The following is a 15469-nucleotide window of genomic DNA, read 5'->3' on the forward strand; positions in this document are numbered from 1 at the left end:
ACAGGAGCAGGACGTGGAGGGGGAACCCCGTGAGTGAGCAGCGCATCGCCGAGGTCTTCGTCGAGCTGGCCGACACCCTGGTCGCCGACTTCGACGTCGTCGACTTCCTGCACGTCCTCAGCGACCGCTGCGTCGAGCTGCTGGACGTCGACGCCTCGGGGCTGATGCTCTCCGACGAGCGGGGCCGGCTGCAGCTGGTCGCCGGCACCTCCCGGGCGACGCGCGACCTGGAGCTGTTCGAGCTGGAGGTCGACGAGGGTCCCTGCGTGGAGACCTTCGCGACGGGGAAGGCGATCCTGAACGTCGAGGTCGCCGCCGCCGGCGAGCGCTGGCCCCGGTTCTGCCGGGCGGCCGCCGAGGCCGGGGTGCGGCACACCTCCGCCCTGCCGATGCGGTTGCGCGGGCGGGTCATCGGCGCGCTGAACCTCTTCTCCCCCACGCCCATCAGCGCCACCGGTCTCGCGCTGGGCCAGGCGATGGCCGACGTCGCGACCATCGGCCTGATCAACGAGCGGTCGCTGCGGGAGAAGACCGTGCTCTCGGAGCAGCTGCAGGGCGCCTTGCAGAGCCGCATCGTCATCGAGCAGGCCAAGGGCGTGCTCGCGGCCCGGGCGGGGACCGGCGTGGCGGAGGCCTTCACCCGGATGCGGGACCACGCCCGGCGCAGCGGGACCTCCCTCACGGCGGTGGCCACGGCCGTCGTCACCGGGGCGCTGCGCCTGGACCTGCCCCCGGCGCCCTGACCGCCGGACGTCCCGGGGACGGCCCGCGCGGGCCGTCCCCGGGGGCCGTCAGGGGCCGACGGGGGCGGCGAGGGGGTCCGGCGCGTGCCGGGTGCGTCCCGCGTCGGTGACGACGGACAACCCTTCCCGCACCCAGTACTCGAACCCCCCGATGAGCTCGCGGACCCGGGTGTAGCCCATCGTGGCCAGCACCAGGGCGGCCCGGGTGGAGCCGTTGCAGCCCGGCCCCCAGCAGTAGACGACGATAGGGGCGTCGAGGTCCGGAGCCACCGCCCCGACGTCCTCCCGCAGCCGGTCCAGGGGCAGGTGCACCGCGCCGGGGAGGCGGCCCTGGGCCCACCCCTGGGCCGAGCGCACGTCGAGGACCAGCGGCGCCGCACCGGCGGCGCGTTCGGCCGCGAGGTCGGCCGGGTCGGTCTGGTGGGTCAGCTTGGCGGCGAAGAAGTCCACGGCGGAGATCCCCGCGGGGGTCGAGGTCGGCATGCCCACCATCGAACCCGCTCGGCGCCGGACGGGCCAGGGCACCTCCACGGCGTGTGCCCGGTCCAGCCGTCGATCCGCTGGTACTTTCGCCATCGTGGCGACGAATCCCCGGCCGGTCCTGGACGCGACCGATCACCGCATCCTGGAGCAGCTGCAGCGGGACGGGCGGATCAGCGTCGCCGACCTGGCCCGCGCGATCAGCCTCTCCGCCAGCGCCACCGCCGAGCGTCTGCGCCGCCTCACCGACACCGGCGTCATCACCGGCTACAGCGCCACCTTGGACCCGCAGGCGCTGGGCTACGACGTCACCGCGTTCGTGCGCCTGGCCTACCCCACGGGCAACTACAAGCCGTTCCACGACCTGCTCGACACCACCCCGGAGGTCGTGGAGGCCCACCACGTCACCGGGGACGACTGCTTCGTCCTCAAGGTCCTCGCCCGCTCCATGCGCGACCTGGAACGCATCACCGGCAAGCTCGCGACCCTGGGCGGCATCACCACCAGCGTCGTCTACTCCAGCCCGCTGCCGCGCCGGCGGCTGGACCCGGCCTGAGGGGCGGGGGCGCCCCGGCGGGGTCGGCCCGCGTGCGAGGGTGGCCGGCGTGAGCGACGAACTCGTCCGCACCGAACGCCTCGTGCTGACGCGCCCGGTCCCCGCCGACGTCGACGACGTCTTCGCCCTGTACTCCGACCCGGCGGTGTGGGAGCACTACCCCAGCCGCCGCCACACCCACCGCGGGGCGACCGAGGAGCTCCTGGCCCACGTGGAGGAGAGCTGGCAGGTCATCGGCCTGGGCAGCTGGGTCGCGCGCGACGCGGAGGGGCGGCTGATGGGGACCGGCGGCTGCGACCTGCGGCTGGGGCTGGCCTGGAACCTCGGCTACCGCCTCGCCCGCGACGTCTGGGGGCGGGGCCTGGCCCAGGAGATCGTCCGGGCCGGGATCGCCGCGTCGCAGCGGGTCCGTCCCGACATCGCCGTCACGGCCTACCTGCTGGCGGGCAACGCGCGCTCGAAGGCGGCCGCCGAGCGCGCGGGGCTGGACCTCGTCTGGACCGGTCCCGACGCCGGCAACCCCGACCCGGACGCGGTGCGGCTGCTCTACGCGGACCGCCCGCTGAGCCGGATCGTGGTGCGGGAGCTCACCGCGACCTGACCGGGCCCGGTGCGCCCGGCCCGCGGAACGCCTCCGCCGGGGCGGCGGCGCGGGTTACCGTCGAGGCTCGGTCGGGCCGGTGGACGGGGGTGGGACGGTGCGTCGACGCTGGGTCCTGACCGCCGGGGGCACCGGTCTCGTGCTGGCCGCGGCCGGGGCGACGGCGCTGCCCGAGCGCACCGAGGCCGCACCCGTCCCCCGCCTGCTGAACGACGCGTCCTGGCACGCCGCCGACGACGGCGCCGACGCGGCGTGGCTGGCCGAGGGGGTCGTCCCGGGCGCCGGGGGCCCCTACGAGGCCATGGTGCGGCAGGGGCTGCTGGACCTGCGGGCCCTCACCGCCGCGAGCGGGGCCGTGGCCGCCGGGCCGGCGCCGAGCTGGCGCTACGCCTGGCCGCGGGACTCCGCCTTCGCCGCGGTCGCGCTGGCGCGCACCGCCCACCCGGGGGACGCCGACCGGGTCCTGGGCTTCCTCGCCGACGTGCAGCTCGACGACGGCGGGTTCGAGGCGCGGTACCTGCTCGACGGGGGCGGCACCCCCGACGGCCGGCGGCGCCAGGACGACGGGGCCGGCTGGGCGTTGTGGGCGCTGCGCGAGGTCCTCGACGCCGACCCGTCACCGGCCTCGGCCCGGGCGCGGGCGGAGGGGGCGCGGGCCCTGCTGGAGGCGGCGACGGAGTTCGTCCTGGACCGGACCGGGGGCGGGGAGGAGCTGCCCGAGCCCTCGCCGGACTACTGGGAGCGGCGCGAGACCCGCCTCACCCTCGGCACCGCGGCGCCGCTGGTCGCGGGGCTGCGCGCGGCCGCCGCGGTGCACTCCCGGCTGGGCGAGCGCCGCCGCGCCCTGGCCGTGGGCCGCGCGGCGGACCGGTTGCGGGCGCTGGTCCGCGAGCGCTTCGCGCCCTCCGGCTTCGCCCGCTACGCCGACCTCGACGAACCCCCCGGCGGGGTCGACGCGGCGGTCGCGTTCCTGCTGCCGCCGTTCGCGGCGCGCGCCGAGCCCGACGTCCTCGCCGCCCTGGACCGCTACCAGGTCCAGGCCCGGCGCCCGGCCGGGGGGCTGGCCCCGGGGGCGGGCTGGCGGCGGGACGGGGTCTCCTGGACCCCGGAGACCGCGGTGGTCGCGCACGTGGCCGCGTGCAGCGGCCGGACCGGGCAGGCCCGGGCCTGGCTGGACTGGCTGGACGCGCACCGGACCTCGTGGGGGTCGATCCCGGAGAAGGTCCTCGCCGACGGGTCCCCGGCCGGGCCGGCCCCGCTGGGCTGGTCGGCGGCCGCCGCGGTGCTGGCCGTCGCCGCGCTCTGACCCGCGACGGGGGGACACGGCCCCGGAACGGGGGGCCCGCACCGGCGTCCGCGGCAGATCGGGACGTGTGGAGGTCTTGCGCACACTCGCACCTTGCGTGTTAGCTTCCCCACGGCTGCAGGTCACCGCAGCTCCTCGATCGTTTCGTACGCCCGCGGAGTGTGTTGCGGGCGTCGCACGGGTCGACCGGCCCGGTGTGACGTTCCCACTCAGCCCGGGTCCCGTGGAAGGCGCGGGGCCCGACCCGACTGGAACGTGTTGGAGAACGAATGGCTCAGGGCACCGTCAAGTGGTTCAACGCTGAGAAGGGCTACGGGTTCATCGAACAGGACGGCGGCGGTCCCGACGTCTTCGTGCACTACTCGGCCATCGGCGGCAACGGCTACCGCTCGCTGGAGGAGAACCAGCGCGTGGAGTTCGAGGTCACGCAGGGCCAGAAGGGCCCGCAGGCCGAGGACGTGCGCGCTCTCTGAGCGGGCGATGACTCCCCCAGGGCCCCCTCCCCCGCACGGGGAGGGGGCCCTGGGTCGTTCCCGGCCCCGTTCGTGAAGGGTTTCACGAACGCTCCGGGCGACGGGTCACCCGCCGGCCCAGACCGGTCGTGACGACGACGACGGCGATCGTCTCCGCGGCGATCAGGCCGACGAGGACGAGCAGCTGCACCCTGGCCGCCTCCAGCGGGCTCGCCCCGCCCAGCAGCAGACCGACGAACGCCCCCGGCAGCGTCACCAGGCCGACGGTCCGGGTCTGGTCCAGCGCCGGGGCCAGGGCCCGCGCGGCGGCCGTGCGGCCCAGCGGCGCCAGGGCCTGCGCCGGGCTCGCCCCGATCGCGAGCCACCCCTCCACGCCCGCCCAGTCCGCGGCGGCGTCGTCGAGCATCCGCCGCCCGGCCAGCGTGGTCGCGGTCATGGCTCCCCCGACGAGCTGCGCGGTGAAGGGCAGGACCTGCAGGACGCGGGGTTCCAGCGCCCCGACCCCCACCACGACACCGGCCGCGACGGCGGCGCCACCGCCGATGGCGAGCGCCGTGAGGGGCCACGTCCCGGGCGAGCGCAGCCGGCGGGCGGAGGTCCAGGACGCGACGCCGAGGGCGAGGGCGAGGTAGAGCGGGGCCAGCGCGGGGGTGCGCAGGACGAGGCCGAGGACGAGGCCGACGGCGACGACCTGCCCGAGCGCGCGGGCCACCACGACGACGACGTCGCGGCCCTGCCGGATCCCGCCGAGGCGTCCCGCGGCGACGGCGACGGCGGCGAGCAGGACGAGCGCGAGCGCGACCGGCCCGAGCTCGGCGGCGGTGGGGGTGCTCACGAGGACCCGGCGCGGGCCGGCACCCCCGGGCCGCGCCGACCCGGGCCGGCCGTCACCGGGCCAGCCGTCACCGCGCCAGCCGGTACCGCAGGTCGCTGCGGACGGCCGGCCACTCCGACTCGAGGATCGAGAACACCACGGTGTCGCGGTAGGAGCCGTCGGGCCAGACGTCGTTGTTGCGCAGGACCCCGTCCTGCTTCGCGCCGAGGCGGGCGATGGCGGTGCGCGACCGCTGGTTGTGCCAGTGGGTGCGGAACTCCACGGCGATGCAGCGCAGCTCCTCGAAGGCCCGGGTGAGCAGCAGGGACTTGGTCTCGGTGTTGACGCCGGTGCGCTGGGCGCTGGGGGCGTAGAACGTGGAACCGATCTCCAGCCGGCGGGCCTCGGGCCGCACGCTCATGAAGGTCGTCGCCCCGCAGACCTCGCCGGTGTCGAGGCGGCGGACCGCCCAGGGGGCCATGCTCCCCTGCGCCTGCAGCTCCAGGCGGCGCTCGATCTCCGCCTCGACCTCGTCGGGGGCGGGGATGCGGGTGTACCAGGTCCGGTGCAGGTCGCCCTCGGCGACGACGGCGCGCAGCCCCTCGGCGTGCTCGGGCGCCAGCGGCTCCAGCGCGACGCGGTCACCGGACAGCGGGACGGGGGTGGAGAACGCGCTCACACCCCCGACCCTAGCGCCGGGCTCACTTCATCCAGCGGCGCAGCTTCTTGCGGTTGGCGGCGTCCCAGGCGCTCTCGACGTCGTGGAAGGCGACGGCGGAGCGGACCTCGGCGAGGGCGTGCAGGCGGCCCAGGACGAAGGCGCCGGAACCGAGCTCCTCGACGAGGCCGGCGAGGAACTCCCGGGCGACGACGGTCCCGGCGTGCTCGTCGAGGAGGTCGAGCAGGTCCCGGACGACGTCGACGTACTCCTCGGCGGCCTCCCCGACGCGGGGGGCGAGCACGGCGGCGGCGTCGCGGGCGGCGGCCGCGGCCGCGCGCAGCCGGGTCAGCGTCCGCGCGTCGTCGGCGGTGGCGCGCTCGACGTCGTGCTCGATCTCGACGTGGGTGTCGAGGTCGAGGTCGCGGTAGGCCTCGCGGGCGGCGCGGTGGGCGTCGGCGACCAGCGGCAGCAGCACCTTGCCGGCCTCGCGGCGGGCGGGGCGGGCCGTGGGCGGGTCGGCGACGAAGGTCTCCAGGGCGGCCACGAGGTCGCGGTAGCGCTGGGAGTCCAGGGCCCGCAGGACCTCGGCGTGCGCGGCCCCGGCCCGCTCGGTGAGGACGGCGCGCACGCGGTCGGCGACGACGGCGGGGTCGCCCGTCCCGCTGCCCGCCACGTACCCGGCGGCCTCCTCGTCGAGGTCCTCCAGCAGCTGCTCGGTGAGGACCTCCAGGTCGCGGGCGGAACCGGTCACCTCGATCAGCCACGTCAGCTCGGTGCGCAGGGCGTCGGTGGTGCCCTCGGCGAAGACGGGGGCGAAGGTGCCCAGGACGTGGAGCAGGCGCCGGGCCGCCCCGCGCAGGGACCGGACGGCGTCGGGGGCGTCGATGCGGGCCAGCGGGTCCTGGGCGAGCAGCCAGCCCACGTCCTGCGCGAGCCGGCCCAGGACGACGGCCCCGGCGCTGTCGTCGACCGAGACGGCGTCGTCGCCCTCGTCGTCGGGGCCGTCGAGCACGGCGCGCAGCTGCGCGGTGCGGTCGGACTCCTCCGCGCCCAGCGCCTCCCAGGCGTCGGCGATCGCGTCGAGCAGGTCGCGCCGGCCGTCGACGACCTCGGCCTGCCACTCCGACCAGGTCTGCGCGGCGGAGTCCTCCGGGGACAGGGCCCGGGCCGACACCTCGCGGGTGGTCAGGCGCGCGACGACGAGGCCGTCGGCGTCGAGCAGGTCGCGCTGGTGGGCGGTCGTGGTGAGGGCGAGGACGGGGCCGAGGGTCCGCCCGCGGGCCGCGGCCCAGGTGAGGCGCTGCAGCGCAGCGGGTGCGGTGCGGGCCGCGCGGCCCAGGGCGTGACGGACCTCGTGGGTGCGGGGGCCGCGGCCGGGCACCTCGAGGATCCAGCCGCGCGGGGCGGGGCTGGTCCGGTCGCCGGTCTGGCGGCGCACCGAGACGCCCGCGGCGGCCAGCGCGAGGTCGGCGGTGTCGAAGTGCGTCTCCTCGGTGGTCACGTGGACCGGGGCGGCGACGTCGGCCACGCCGGGCAGCTCACCGGCTCCGGGAGCCGGGGCGGACGTCGGCGCGAGGTAGGTGCGGGTGAGGGCCAGGCGCGGGGACGGCATGAGCCGTAGATCTACCACGCGGCGGTGAACGGACCCGCATCCCCGCAGGTCAGCGGCGGTCCAGCCGCAGGACCCCGTCCTGGCCGGCGGCGGTGCTCCCGTCCTCGCCGGTGGTGGTCCGCTCGACCAGCAGCTCGCGCGCGACGGTCCACTCCGCCTCGGGCAGGGCGAGGCGCCGGCGCAGCTCGCCGGGGGAGGGCAGGTCGACCTCGGCGCCCTCGGCCCGCCAGCGCGCGGCCTGCTCCTCGGGGACGACGTGGTGGCCCAGGACGAGCAGCGACCCGCCGGGGGCGACGGACCGCGCGGCGCGCGCGAGTACGGCCGTGCGGTCCAGGAAGGCGAAGGAGTGCAGGAAGGAGGCGGTGACGAGGTCGAAGAGCCCCTCGGGGAAGGACTGCCCGAGGTCGTGGCGCTCGAAGCGGGTCAGGTCCCCGACCCCGGCCTCGGCGGCGTGGGCGGCGGCCCGGGCGATCGCGGTGTCGGAGACGTCGACGCCGGTGACGCGCCAGCCGAGGCGGGCCAGGTGCAGGACGTCGCCGCCCTCCCCGCAGCCGAGGTCCAGGGCGGTCCCGGGGGTGAGGTCGGCGATCGCGTCGACGAGGGCGGGGTTGGGGCGGCCGCTCCAGACGTGGCCGTGGCCGGAGGAGTACATCCCCTCCCACAGTTCGCGGGCGTCCCGGGCGGTGAGGTCGAAGTTCGGCACCCCCCGATCGTGCGGCCCGCGCGCCGCGCGGTCGAGCCTCCTTGCCGACTCGGCAAGACCCGGCGGGACGGGGCGGGACGGGGCGGGACGGGGCGGGACGGGGCGGGGCGGCGACGCGTCGACGGCGGGGCGCGTCGCACCTACACTGACGTTTCATGCACGAAGGATCGTCGTCGGACGCGGCGCAGACCCCGCGCTCGCTGCAGCGTCCCCGGTCCCGCAACCGCTTCGTGGACCTCTTCCTCGACGCGGCGTTCAGCTTCACCGGCCCCGCCCAGGTGTCCCGGGACGAGGCACCCCCGCGCGGGCCGCGCACCGAGGAGGAGGCGCGAGCCGGGTACGCCCAGTGGGAACGGGTGACCCGCGGCGGCCACACCTACCTCGTCGAGCGCCGGGTCCCCGCCGAGGACCCGGGCGAACCCGCAGGATCCGGGGAACCCGGGGAACCCGGGAGCTCCAGCACCTCCAGCAGCTGATCGAACCCCCGGCCGATCGCCTCCCCGTCGATCGACCCGGGCAGGATCCGCACCTCCAGCACGTCGGGGCCCGGGCGCACGCCGAGGACCCGGGTGAGGTTCACGTCACTGAACTTCGTCACCCCCGTGCGGGCCGCGACCGCGCGCAGCGACGCCCAGTCCGGCCAGTCGGCGCGGACGAGTTCCACCAGGTCCGCGGGCAGCGACCCCAGCCGGGTGCAGCGCGGGTTGGTCCCGAACCGCTCCCGGAGCTCCTCGCGCCGCCCGGCGAAGGTGGACACGACGTGGCGGAACCTGGCCACGTCCCGGAACGGCCCGGCGTCGAGGTTCACGTGGACGGCCGCCTCGGCCGGGACGGTGAAACCCAGGTCCCGCGCGGGGGCGAGCAGTTCCTCCAGGTGCCGGACGTGGTCGCGCTCCCAGGGCGGGGTCACGACCTCGCAGGGGCGTTCGCGCTCCCCCGGCAGCGGGGCCGCCATCGCGATCGTCGCCCCGGCGCCGTCGTCGAGCCGGCGCACGCCCCGCACCTCGCGGACCGGTGCGCCGAACAGTTCCGCCACCGGGTCCAGCACCGACCCGATCCCCTCCGCCGGGTCGGCGTGGCGCTCGACGAGGCGCAGCAGGCGGGGGTCGTCGCTGAGGACCCGGTACCAGCCCGGGCGCGGCGGCGCGCCCGCGTCGAGGTCGGCGACGATCGTGGTGTCGTCCACCAGCGAGCACACCGGTGCCCCCGCCGCGTCGACGACGTCGAAGGCGGGGGTGAGGTGCCAGAACGCCGCCACCCCCGGCGTCGCGGACGCCTCGGTGTCGACGTGGAACCTTCGGCGCACCGATCCCCCTGCGCGGGAGGCGATCTCCTGCGCGAGGTCGAGCCTGCTCGCCCCCGCGGGGGCGAGCAGCTCGACCTCGAAACCGGCGCGCACCACGTCAGGGGGCGACCGGCAGGGTCTCGCCCGCGAGCAGGTCGCGCCCGCCGGTGACCTTCGCCTCCCAGGGGCTCACGTGCCAGATCCCGCCGAGGGCCACCGCGTCGTCGTAGGTGTACCCGGCGGCGAAGAACGCGTCGACCGCCGTGGACTCCTCCGTCGGGAGCTCGGAGACGGGAACGGTGGGGGCGGGAGCGGAACTGCCCGGCTCGATCGGCAGCGTCTCCCCCGCGGCCAGCTTCTCCCCGCCGGTGACCTTCGCCTCCCACGAGTCCTGCGCCCACTGCTTCCCGAGGACGACGGCGTCGTCGTAGGTGTAGCCCGCGTCGAAGAACACCTCGCGCGAGGCCTGGTCGGGGTCGACGGGTTCGTCGACGAACCCCGCGGGGGGCGCCTCTACGGCGGGGGCGGTGCTCGCCGCGCGGACGGGTTCCACGTCGGCGGAGTTGGCGTTCGCGTAGGCGGTGCCGCCGGCGAGGGCGATGCCCCCGGCCACGACGGTCGCAGTGACGATCCGCGCCGCGCGCCGGTTCGCCGGGGTCCTGGTCTCGTTGTCGCTCATGCCGGGGAAGACGACGCGGGGGGCGGCGGGGTTGCCCCGGTTCACCGGGGGACCGGGAGTTCGTCGCCGTTCTGCAGCGCCTGCCCGCCGAGGGCCTTGGCCTCCCACGGGTCGACGTTCCAGAGCTCGCCCAGGGGCACCGCGTCCTCGTACACGTACCCCGAGTCGAAGAACACGTCCCGCGCGGCCTCCGCGTCCATCACCAGCACCGGCGGTTCCGTCGCCACCCGTGACGCCTCGGGCGCCGGCGCCGTCGGGACGGGCGAGGTCACCGCGGTGCTCGACGGGGTCCCCGCCGGGGCGAGGGCCGGTGGCGGGGCGGAGCGGCTCGTGCCCGCCCACACCGCTCCCCCCGCGACGACGAGCGCGGCGGGCAGCGTCGCCAGCGCGCGCCGGCGCCGCAGCCGTCGCCGGCCCCCCTCGCGCGCGGCGCCGAGGAGGCCGTCCCCCGCCCGCACGTCGCGCACCGACGCGTCGAGCTCGCGACGCAGCCGGTCCTCCCAGCCGCTCAGCCGTTCGTCCACCGCGCACCCACCCCTTCTCCGCTCGGCTCCCCCACCAGTGCCCGCAACGAGGCCAGCCCCTTGGAGGCCTGGCTCTTGACCGTCCCGCGCGTCACGTCGAGCTGGTCGGCGATCTGCTCCTCCGACCAGTCCTCGAAGTAGCGCAGGACGATGACGGCCCGCTGCCGCGGGGGCAGCCGGCGCAGCGCCTCGACGACCCGGGACCGTTCAGCGCGCTCGGCGGTGCCGTCGGGCACCGCCCGGTCGTGGTGGTCCTCGAAGCCGACCTCGCGGGGGCGGCGCGCCCGCGCCCGCCACCGGTCGGTGACCTTGCGGGTCAGGGCCGTGCGCGCGTAGGCGTGCGGGTCCTCGATGCGCCGCCAGCGGACGTACATCCGCTCCAGGACGTCCTGGAGCAGGTCCTCGGCGTGACCGCGGTCCCCGGTCAGGAGCAGCGCGAAGCCCAGCAGCCGGTCGCTGCCGGTGCTCACGAACTCCTCGAAGGAACCTTCCACACCGTTGCAGACGTCCGGGGGGCCCGCGGGGTTGCCTCGGAGCGCGGACCGGTCGCCGGTGCAGTCCGCGGCGGGGGTCGACGGCGCAAACGGATAGTGCTACTTTCCGATAGTGCGAGTATCCGAGTTGGCCGAGCGAGCGGGCGTCCCCCTCTCCGCCGTGAAGTACTACCAGCGCGAGGGGCTGCTGCCCCCCGGCGTCCGGACCGCCCCCAACCAGGTCGCCTACGGCGACCCGCACGTGCGGCGCGTCCGGCTCATCCGCGCCCTCCTGGAGACGGGGGGCCTCTCCGTGGCGGCCACGAAGGAGGTCGTCGCCGCCCTCGACGCCGACGCGGCCCCGCTCGCCGAGGCGTTCGGCGTCACCCAGCGCGCCATGAGCGCCCGGCGCACCCAGGAGTCCACGCCGAGCGCGGCCGCCCGCGCCCGCGTCGAGGCGCTCGCCGCCGCCCGCGGCTGGAACGTCACCGCCGGCAACCCCGGCGTCGACGCCGCCGCCCGCGCCCTCGACGGGCTGCGCGCCATCGGCTTCGACGCCCCCGACGCCTACCTCGAGGCCTACGCGGCCGCGGCCGCCACCGCCGCCGCCGCCGACCTCCACGCGCTCGCCGGGCGCGGTGACCGCGACGCCGTCGCGGAGCTCATGGTCGTCGGGACCGTCCTCGGCGACCCGCTCTTCGCCGGTCTGCGCCGCCTCGCCCACGAGGACGCCACCCACGCCCTCCTCCCCGCCCCCGAGCAGGAACGAGCCGAACCGTGATCCCACCCGCGCACGTCGTCCTCGGCGGCAACGGCGTCGTCGGCCGCGAGACCCTCCGGGCCCTCCTCGCCGCCGGCCACGTCCCGGCCTCCGTCGGCCGCCGACCCCCCGCCGTCGAGGGGGTCGTGCCCGTCACCGCCGACCTCCTCGACCCCGCCGACGTCACCCGCGCCCTGCACGGGGCCGAGGTCGCCTACCTGGTGGCGGGACTGCCCTACTCCTCCCGCACGTGGGCGCGGCAGTGGCCGGTGATCGTCGGCAACGTCGCCGACGCCGCGCTCGCCGAGGGCACCCACCTCGTGCACCTCGACAACGTCTACGCCTACGGCCGCGTCGAGGGCGCCATGACCGAGGACACCCCGATCGCCCCGGTCAGCCGGAAGGGCCGCGTCCGGGCCGCCGCGCTGGACCTCCTCGCCGCCGCCGCCGCCCGCGGGCTCGTCGTGACCACCGCGCGCAGCGCCGACTTCTACGGCCCCGGCGCCTCGACCAGCGCGTTCAACACCTTCGCCCTGGACCGGATCGCCGCCGGGCGCACCGGCACCTGGCTCCTCGACGCCGACCAGCCCCACTCCCTCACCTACACCCCCGACGTCGGCGACGCCCTCGCCGTCCTCGGCACCGCGCCGCAGGCCCGCGGCCGCACCTGGCACCTGCCCACCGCCCCCGCCCTCACCGGCCGCGAGCACGTCCGTCTCGCCGCCGGCCCCGACGCCCGGACCGCCGTCATGGGCCTCACCGCGCTGCGGATCGGGGCCCTCTTCTCCACCGCCGCCCGCGAGACCCTGGAGATGAGCTACCAGCACACCGCCCCGTACGTCTTCGACTCCACCGCCTTCGAGACCGCCTTCGGCCTCACCCCCACCCCGGCGGCGGAGGGCGTCGCCGCGGCGCTGGCCGCGGCGCGAGCGGGCTCGTGACGCTCACCGCGCTGCGCCGCGCCCACGCCTGGCACCGGCCGCTGACGACCGTCGCCGCCCTCGTCGCCGGGTGCGCGCTGGTCAGCGCGGCCGGTCTCGTCCTCGACCCCCGCGAGATCCTCGGCGCGCCCGCGTGGGCGAAACCGCTGAAGTTCTCCCTCTCCATCCTCGTCCATACCCTCACCTGGGCCTGGCTGATCGCCCACCTCCCCCGGTGGCGGGCGCCCGCCCACCGCCTCGGCACCGTCGTCGCCGTCACCCTCGCCGTCGAGCAGGTGCTCATCGTGGGCGCGGCCGCGAGCGGGACCACCAGCCACTTCAACGTCACCGACGGCCCGCACGCCACCGTCTGGGTGGTCATGGCCGTCTCCATCACGGTCATGTACCTCTGCACGTTCGCGCTCTCGGCCGCGGTGTTCCTCCTGCGCCTGCCCACCCCGGCCCTCACCCTCGCCGTGCGCGCCGGGGTCCTCGTCGCGCTCGCCGGGATCGGGGTCGCCTTCCTCATGACCGCCCCCACCCCGGCGCAGCTCGCCGCACCCACCGGGGTCGTCGGCGCCCACGCCGTCGGCGTCGAGGACGGCGGGCCCGGCCTGCCGCTGCTGGGGTGGAGCACCACCGGGGGCGACCACCGCGTCGCGCACGCGGTCGGGATGCACGCCGTGCAGGTCCTGCCCCTCGCGGCGCTGCTGCTGGGCGCCCTGGCCCGCCGCGTCCCCCGCCTCGCCCCGCCGGCCGTGCAGGTCCGGCTCACCGCCACCGTCGCCGCCGCCTACGCCCTCGCGACCGGTCTGCTGACCCTGCAGGCGTCGCTCGGGCAGTCCGTCGCGCACCCCTCCGGCGTCGTCCTGCTCGCGGGCGGGGCGCTGGCCCTGGCCACCGCCGCGACCGCCGCCGCCGTCGTCGTCCGCGCCCCGCGGCCCCCCGCCGCGCGCCCCGCGGTGGCGGTCAGGTGACGTGCAGCGTGAACCAGACGCCCTTGCCGACGTCGTGCGCCCGGGTGGGCCACTGCACCCCCCAGTCGTCGGCGCAGGCCTGGACCAGGTGCAGGCCCCGCCCCGAGAGGGCCGACTCGTCCTGCTCCAGCAGCTCCGGGACGCGGTGGTTGTCGTCCCACACCTCCACCCGCAGCACCTCCGGGGTCGCGCGCACGGTGAGCAGGGTCTCGCTGCGGCCGTGCACGACGGCGTTGGTGACGAGCTCGCTGGTGAGCAGGACGGCGGTGTCGACGTCGGCGCCGGTCCAGCCGGAGCGGGTGCAGGTGCGCCGCACCACCTGCCGCGCCCGGGAGGGCGACTGCGGCTCGGCGGGCAGGGTCAGGGTGCGGGAGGCCACCGCCTCCGCCGGGGCCCGCCGGTCCCCCGGCGCGCCGGTCCCGTCCGCGGCCCGGCGGGCCCCCGCGCCGAGGACGACGGCGAGCAGCAGCGTCCGGTCGTCCTCCACGCCCCGCACGTCGCCGGGGCCCCCGCCGGTGGCCGCCATCAGCTCCCGGGCGGCGGCCGCGGGGTCGGCCAGGTCCAGGGCGGCGAACCGCCCGGCCAGGCGCGCCAGCCCCGCGCCCAGCTCCTCCCCGCGGGTCTCGACCACCCCGTCGCTGTAGAGGAGCAGCGCGCTGCCGGCCCCCAGGTGGGCCCGGTGCTCGCGGCGCTCCACCGCCGGGTCGACGCCCAGGATCGGGTCGCGGTCGTCGAGCAGGCCCTCGTCGTCGGTGCCCGGGGCCCCGGCCGCGCGGGCCGCCGCCCCCGCGTCGCGGCTGCCCCCCAGGGCTCCGTCGCGCAGCAGGTCGACGCTGCGGTCGGGACGGCGCACCAGCGGCGAGGGGTGCCCGGCGCTGGCCCAGCGCACCGACACCCCCGCCGCGCCCTCGTCGTGCAGGACGGCCAGGACGACGGAGGCCAGGGTCCCCGGCTCCAGCGCGGTCAGCACCTCGTCGAGGTCGTGCAGCACCTCCCCCGCCGCCCGCTCGCTGCCCCAGACCACCCCGCGCAGCAGGACCCGCACCTGGCTCATCGCCGCCGCGGCCCGCTCGTCGTGGCCGGAGACGTCGCCGAGCACCAGCACCAGGTCCCCGGACCGGTTCTCGAAGGCGTCGTACCAGTCCCCGCCGATGTCGGCCGAGGCCTGCACCGGCTGGTAGCCCGCGGCGAGGGACAACCCGTCGCGCTCGGGCAGCACCGCCAGGGAGCTGCGCTGCAGCTGCGTGGACAGGCGCCGGACCCCCGTGGTCGCGGCCTCCTCCTCGCGGGTGGCCAGCAGCCGGGCCAGCGTCGGCGCGCACTGCGCCGCGAACGCGTCCAGGAGGGTCGCGGTCGCCGCGTCGAAGGGGCCCGGCTCCTCCCAGGAGAGGGCCAGGCTGCCGACGACGCTCCCCCCGGCGCGCAGCGGGAGCAGCGCCCAGCGGGGCCGGCCGGTCAGGTCGACGACGTCGGCCATCCGCGGGTGGTCCAGCACCGCGGCGGCGCGGTCGGGCAGGAGGCAGCGCACCCCGTCGCGGGCGGCGCGGATCGCCGGCAGGTCGCTGTCGCGGGGTTCGTCGGGGAAGCGGCCCGCGAAGCGGGGGTCCAGCGGGGCCGCGGCCAGCAACCGCCAGGTCCCCTCGGGGGTGGGCACCACGACCCCGCACCCCGCGGCGGCGAAGACGGTGCGGGCGTGCCGCACGAGGCTGGTCTGGAACTCCTCGAGACCGGTGAGGGAGGAGAGCTCGACGGCGCAGCGGGCCAGCGCGCGCCACGTGGTGTCCGCGGCCGGCGGTCCACCGGCGGGACCGGGAGAACCGGGGGACCCGGCCATCGCGCCTCCTCCGCGGGTCGCGTCGCGCGGGGTGCGTCGAGGTCGGCCGCCGGACGAGTCCACCACGA

The 15469-nt window shown here is 77.2% G+C and carries 19 protein-coding genes; 9 read left to right on the plus strand and 10 right to left on the minus strand.

The genetic code is table 11. The features are described from left to right. Positions 1 to 29 precede the first annotated feature (29 nt). Positions 30 to 743: a GAF and ANTAR domain-containing protein gene (locus KRAD_RS10055; RefSeq protein WP_012085463.1), complete on the plus strand. Its 714-nt coding sequence runs from the start codon at positions 30 to 32 to the stop codon at positions 741 to 743. Between the two features lie 48 nt (positions 744 to 791). Here KRAD_RS10055 and KRAD_RS10060 read toward each other — a convergent pair whose 3' ends face one another. Then, complete coding sequence (locus tag KRAD_RS10060) at positions 792 to 1226, minus strand: rhodanese-like domain-containing protein (protein WP_012085464.1); 435 nt, start codon at positions 1224 to 1226, stop codon at positions 792 to 794. Between the two features lie 94 nt (positions 1227 to 1320). On the opposite strand from KRAD_RS10060, the gene KRAD_RS10065 reads away from it, so the two are divergent. The 4 genes from KRAD_RS10065 (at position 1321) to KRAD_RS10080 (ending at position 4159) form a co-directional block, all read left to right on the plus strand. Beyond that, positions 1321 to 1779, plus strand: coding sequence for an Lrp/AsnC family transcriptional regulator (locus tag KRAD_RS10065; RefSeq protein ID WP_012085465.1), 459 nt, complete (start codon positions 1321 to 1323; stop codon positions 1777 to 1779). 49 nt (positions 1780 to 1828) lie between these two features. Next, the gene (locus KRAD_RS10070) at positions 1829 to 2380 is read left to right on the plus strand and encodes a GNAT family N-acetyltransferase (RefSeq protein WP_012085466.1); all 552 of its coding nucleotides are present in this window, start codon (positions 1829 to 1831) and stop codon (positions 2378 to 2380) included. A gap of 97 nt (positions 2381 to 2477) precedes the next feature. Continuing rightward, positions 2478 to 3686 (plus strand): glycoside hydrolase family 15 protein, encoded by a 1209-nt coding sequence (locus KRAD_RS10075; RefSeq protein WP_012085467.1) that lies wholly within the window; start codon positions 2478 to 2480, stop codon positions 3684 to 3686. A 269-nt stretch (positions 3687 to 3955) separates the two neighbouring features. Then, complete coding sequence (locus KRAD_RS10080) at positions 3956 to 4159, plus strand: cold-shock protein (protein ID WP_012085468.1); 204 nt, start codon at positions 3956 to 3958, stop codon at positions 4157 to 4159. Positions 4160 to 4241: 82 nt separating this feature from the next. Here KRAD_RS10080 and KRAD_RS10085 read toward each other — a convergent pair whose 3' ends face one another. From KRAD_RS10085 to KRAD_RS10100, 4 genes are all read right to left on the minus strand, one after another. Further along, positions 4242 to 4994 carry an ABC transporter permease gene (locus KRAD_RS10085; protein WP_012085469.1) on the minus strand — a complete coding sequence of 251 codons (753 nt, stop codon included), beginning with the start codon at positions 4992 to 4994 and terminating at the stop codon, positions 4242 to 4244. Between the two features lie 67 nt (positions 4995 to 5061). Then, a complete protein-coding gene (locus KRAD_RS10090) occupies positions 5062 to 5652 on the minus strand; it encodes a GNAT family N-acetyltransferase (RefSeq protein ID WP_012085470.1) in 591 nt (196 codons plus the stop codon). Positions 5653 to 5674: 22 nt separating this feature from the next. After that, on the minus strand, positions 5675 to 7246 hold the full coding sequence (locus tag KRAD_RS10095; RefSeq protein ID WP_012085471.1) for a CYTH and CHAD domain-containing protein: 1572 nt from the start codon (positions 7244 to 7246) through the stop codon (positions 5675 to 5677). 49 nt (positions 7247 to 7295) lie between these two features. Further along, positions 7296 to 7949, minus strand: coding sequence for a class I SAM-dependent methyltransferase (locus KRAD_RS10100; RefSeq protein ID WP_012085472.1), 654 nt, complete (start codon positions 7947 to 7949; stop codon positions 7296 to 7298). Positions 7950 to 8104: 155 nt separating this feature from the next. Here KRAD_RS10100 and KRAD_RS10105 point away from each other — a divergent pair, with 155 nt between their 5' ends. Continuing rightward, positions 8105 to 8425, plus strand: a complete 321-nt coding sequence (locus KRAD_RS10105; protein WP_041292015.1) for a hypothetical protein — start codon at positions 8105 to 8107, stop codon at positions 8423 to 8425. On the opposite strand, the gene KRAD_RS10110 is transcribed toward KRAD_RS10105, so the two are convergent. From KRAD_RS10110 to KRAD_RS10125, 4 genes are read right to left on the minus strand one after another with little or no spacing between them, the layout of a single operon-like run. Next, entirely contained in the window at positions 8326 to 9351 is a 1026-nt protein-coding gene (locus KRAD_RS10110; protein WP_157873560.1) for an amidoligase family protein, read from the minus strand. The two genes, KRAD_RS10105 and KRAD_RS10110, sit on opposite strands and share 100 nt — an antisense overlap. A gap of 1 nt (position 9352) precedes the next feature. Further along, positions 9353 to 9958 carry a hypothetical protein gene (locus KRAD_RS10115; RefSeq protein ID WP_041292016.1) on the minus strand — a complete coding sequence of 202 codons (606 nt, stop codon included), beginning with the start codon at positions 9956 to 9958 and terminating at the stop codon, positions 9353 to 9355. Then, on the minus strand, positions 9955 to 10437 hold the full coding sequence (locus KRAD_RS25645) for a hypothetical protein (RefSeq protein ID WP_041292017.1): 483 nt from the start codon (positions 10435 to 10437) through the stop codon (positions 9955 to 9957). Before KRAD_RS25645 ends, KRAD_RS10115 begins: the two co-directional genes overlap by 4 nt. Continuing rightward, positions 10422 to 10931: a SigE family RNA polymerase sigma factor gene (locus tag KRAD_RS10125; protein ID WP_012085475.1), complete on the minus strand. Its 510-nt coding sequence runs from the start codon at positions 10929 to 10931 to the stop codon at positions 10422 to 10424. The genes KRAD_RS25645 and KRAD_RS10125 overlap by 16 nt, the downstream gene beginning before the upstream one ends. Before the next feature lie 112 nt (positions 10932 to 11043). Here KRAD_RS10125 and KRAD_RS10130 point away from each other — a divergent pair, with 112 nt between their 5' ends. From KRAD_RS10130 to KRAD_RS10140, 3 genes are read left to right on the plus strand one after another with little or no spacing between them, the layout of a single operon-like run. After that, complete coding sequence (locus KRAD_RS10130) at positions 11044 to 11691, plus strand: MerR family transcriptional regulator (RefSeq protein ID WP_012085476.1); 648 nt, start codon at positions 11044 to 11046, stop codon at positions 11689 to 11691. Beyond that, entirely contained in the window at positions 11688 to 12611 is a 924-nt protein-coding gene (locus KRAD_RS10135; protein WP_012085477.1) for an NAD-dependent epimerase/dehydratase family protein, read from the plus strand. Before KRAD_RS10130 ends, KRAD_RS10135 begins: the two co-directional genes overlap by 4 nt. After that, entirely contained in the window at positions 12608 to 13567 is a 960-nt protein-coding gene (locus KRAD_RS10140) for a hypothetical protein (RefSeq protein ID WP_012085478.1), read from the plus strand. The genes KRAD_RS10135 and KRAD_RS10140 overlap by 4 nt, the downstream gene beginning before the upstream one ends. On the opposite strand, the gene KRAD_RS10145 is transcribed toward KRAD_RS10140, so the two are convergent. Further along, positions 13560 to 15401 carry an ATP-binding SpoIIE family protein phosphatase gene (locus KRAD_RS10145; RefSeq protein WP_012085479.1) on the minus strand — a complete coding sequence of 614 codons (1842 nt, stop codon included), beginning with the start codon at positions 15399 to 15401 and terminating at the stop codon, positions 13560 to 13562. The two genes, KRAD_RS10140 and KRAD_RS10145, sit on opposite strands and share 8 nt — an antisense overlap. Positions 15402 to 15469 lie beyond the last annotated feature (68 nt).

The organism is Kineococcus radiotolerans SRS30216 = ATCC BAA-149, assembly GCF_000017305.1.
GTDB classification, from domain to species: domain Bacteria; phylum Actinomycetota; class Actinomycetes; order Actinomycetales; family Kineococcaceae; genus Kineococcus; species Kineococcus radiotolerans.

Bases quoted from the DNA above. Each gene is read 5' to 3' on its own strand.
- KRAD_RS10095 (WP_012085471.1), bottom strand. From the start codon at position 7,246: ATGCCGTCCCCGCGCCTGGCCCTCACCCGCACCTACCTCGCGCCGACG.
- KRAD_RS10060 (WP_012085464.1), bottom strand. From the start codon at position 1,226: ATGCCGACCTCGACCCCCGCGGGGATCTCCGCCGTGGACTTCTTCGCC.
- KRAD_RS10080 (WP_012085468.1), top strand. From the start codon at position 3,956: ATGGCTCAGGGCACCGTCAAGTGGTTCAACGCTGAGAAGGGCTACGGG.
- KRAD_RS10105 (WP_041292015.1), top strand. From the start codon at position 8,105: ATGCACGAAGGATCGTCGTCGGACGCGGCGCAGACCCCGCGCTCGCTG.
- KRAD_RS10145 (WP_012085479.1), bottom strand. From the start codon at position 15,401: ATGGCCGGGTCCCCCGGTTCTCCCGGTCCCGCCGGTGGACCGCCGGCC.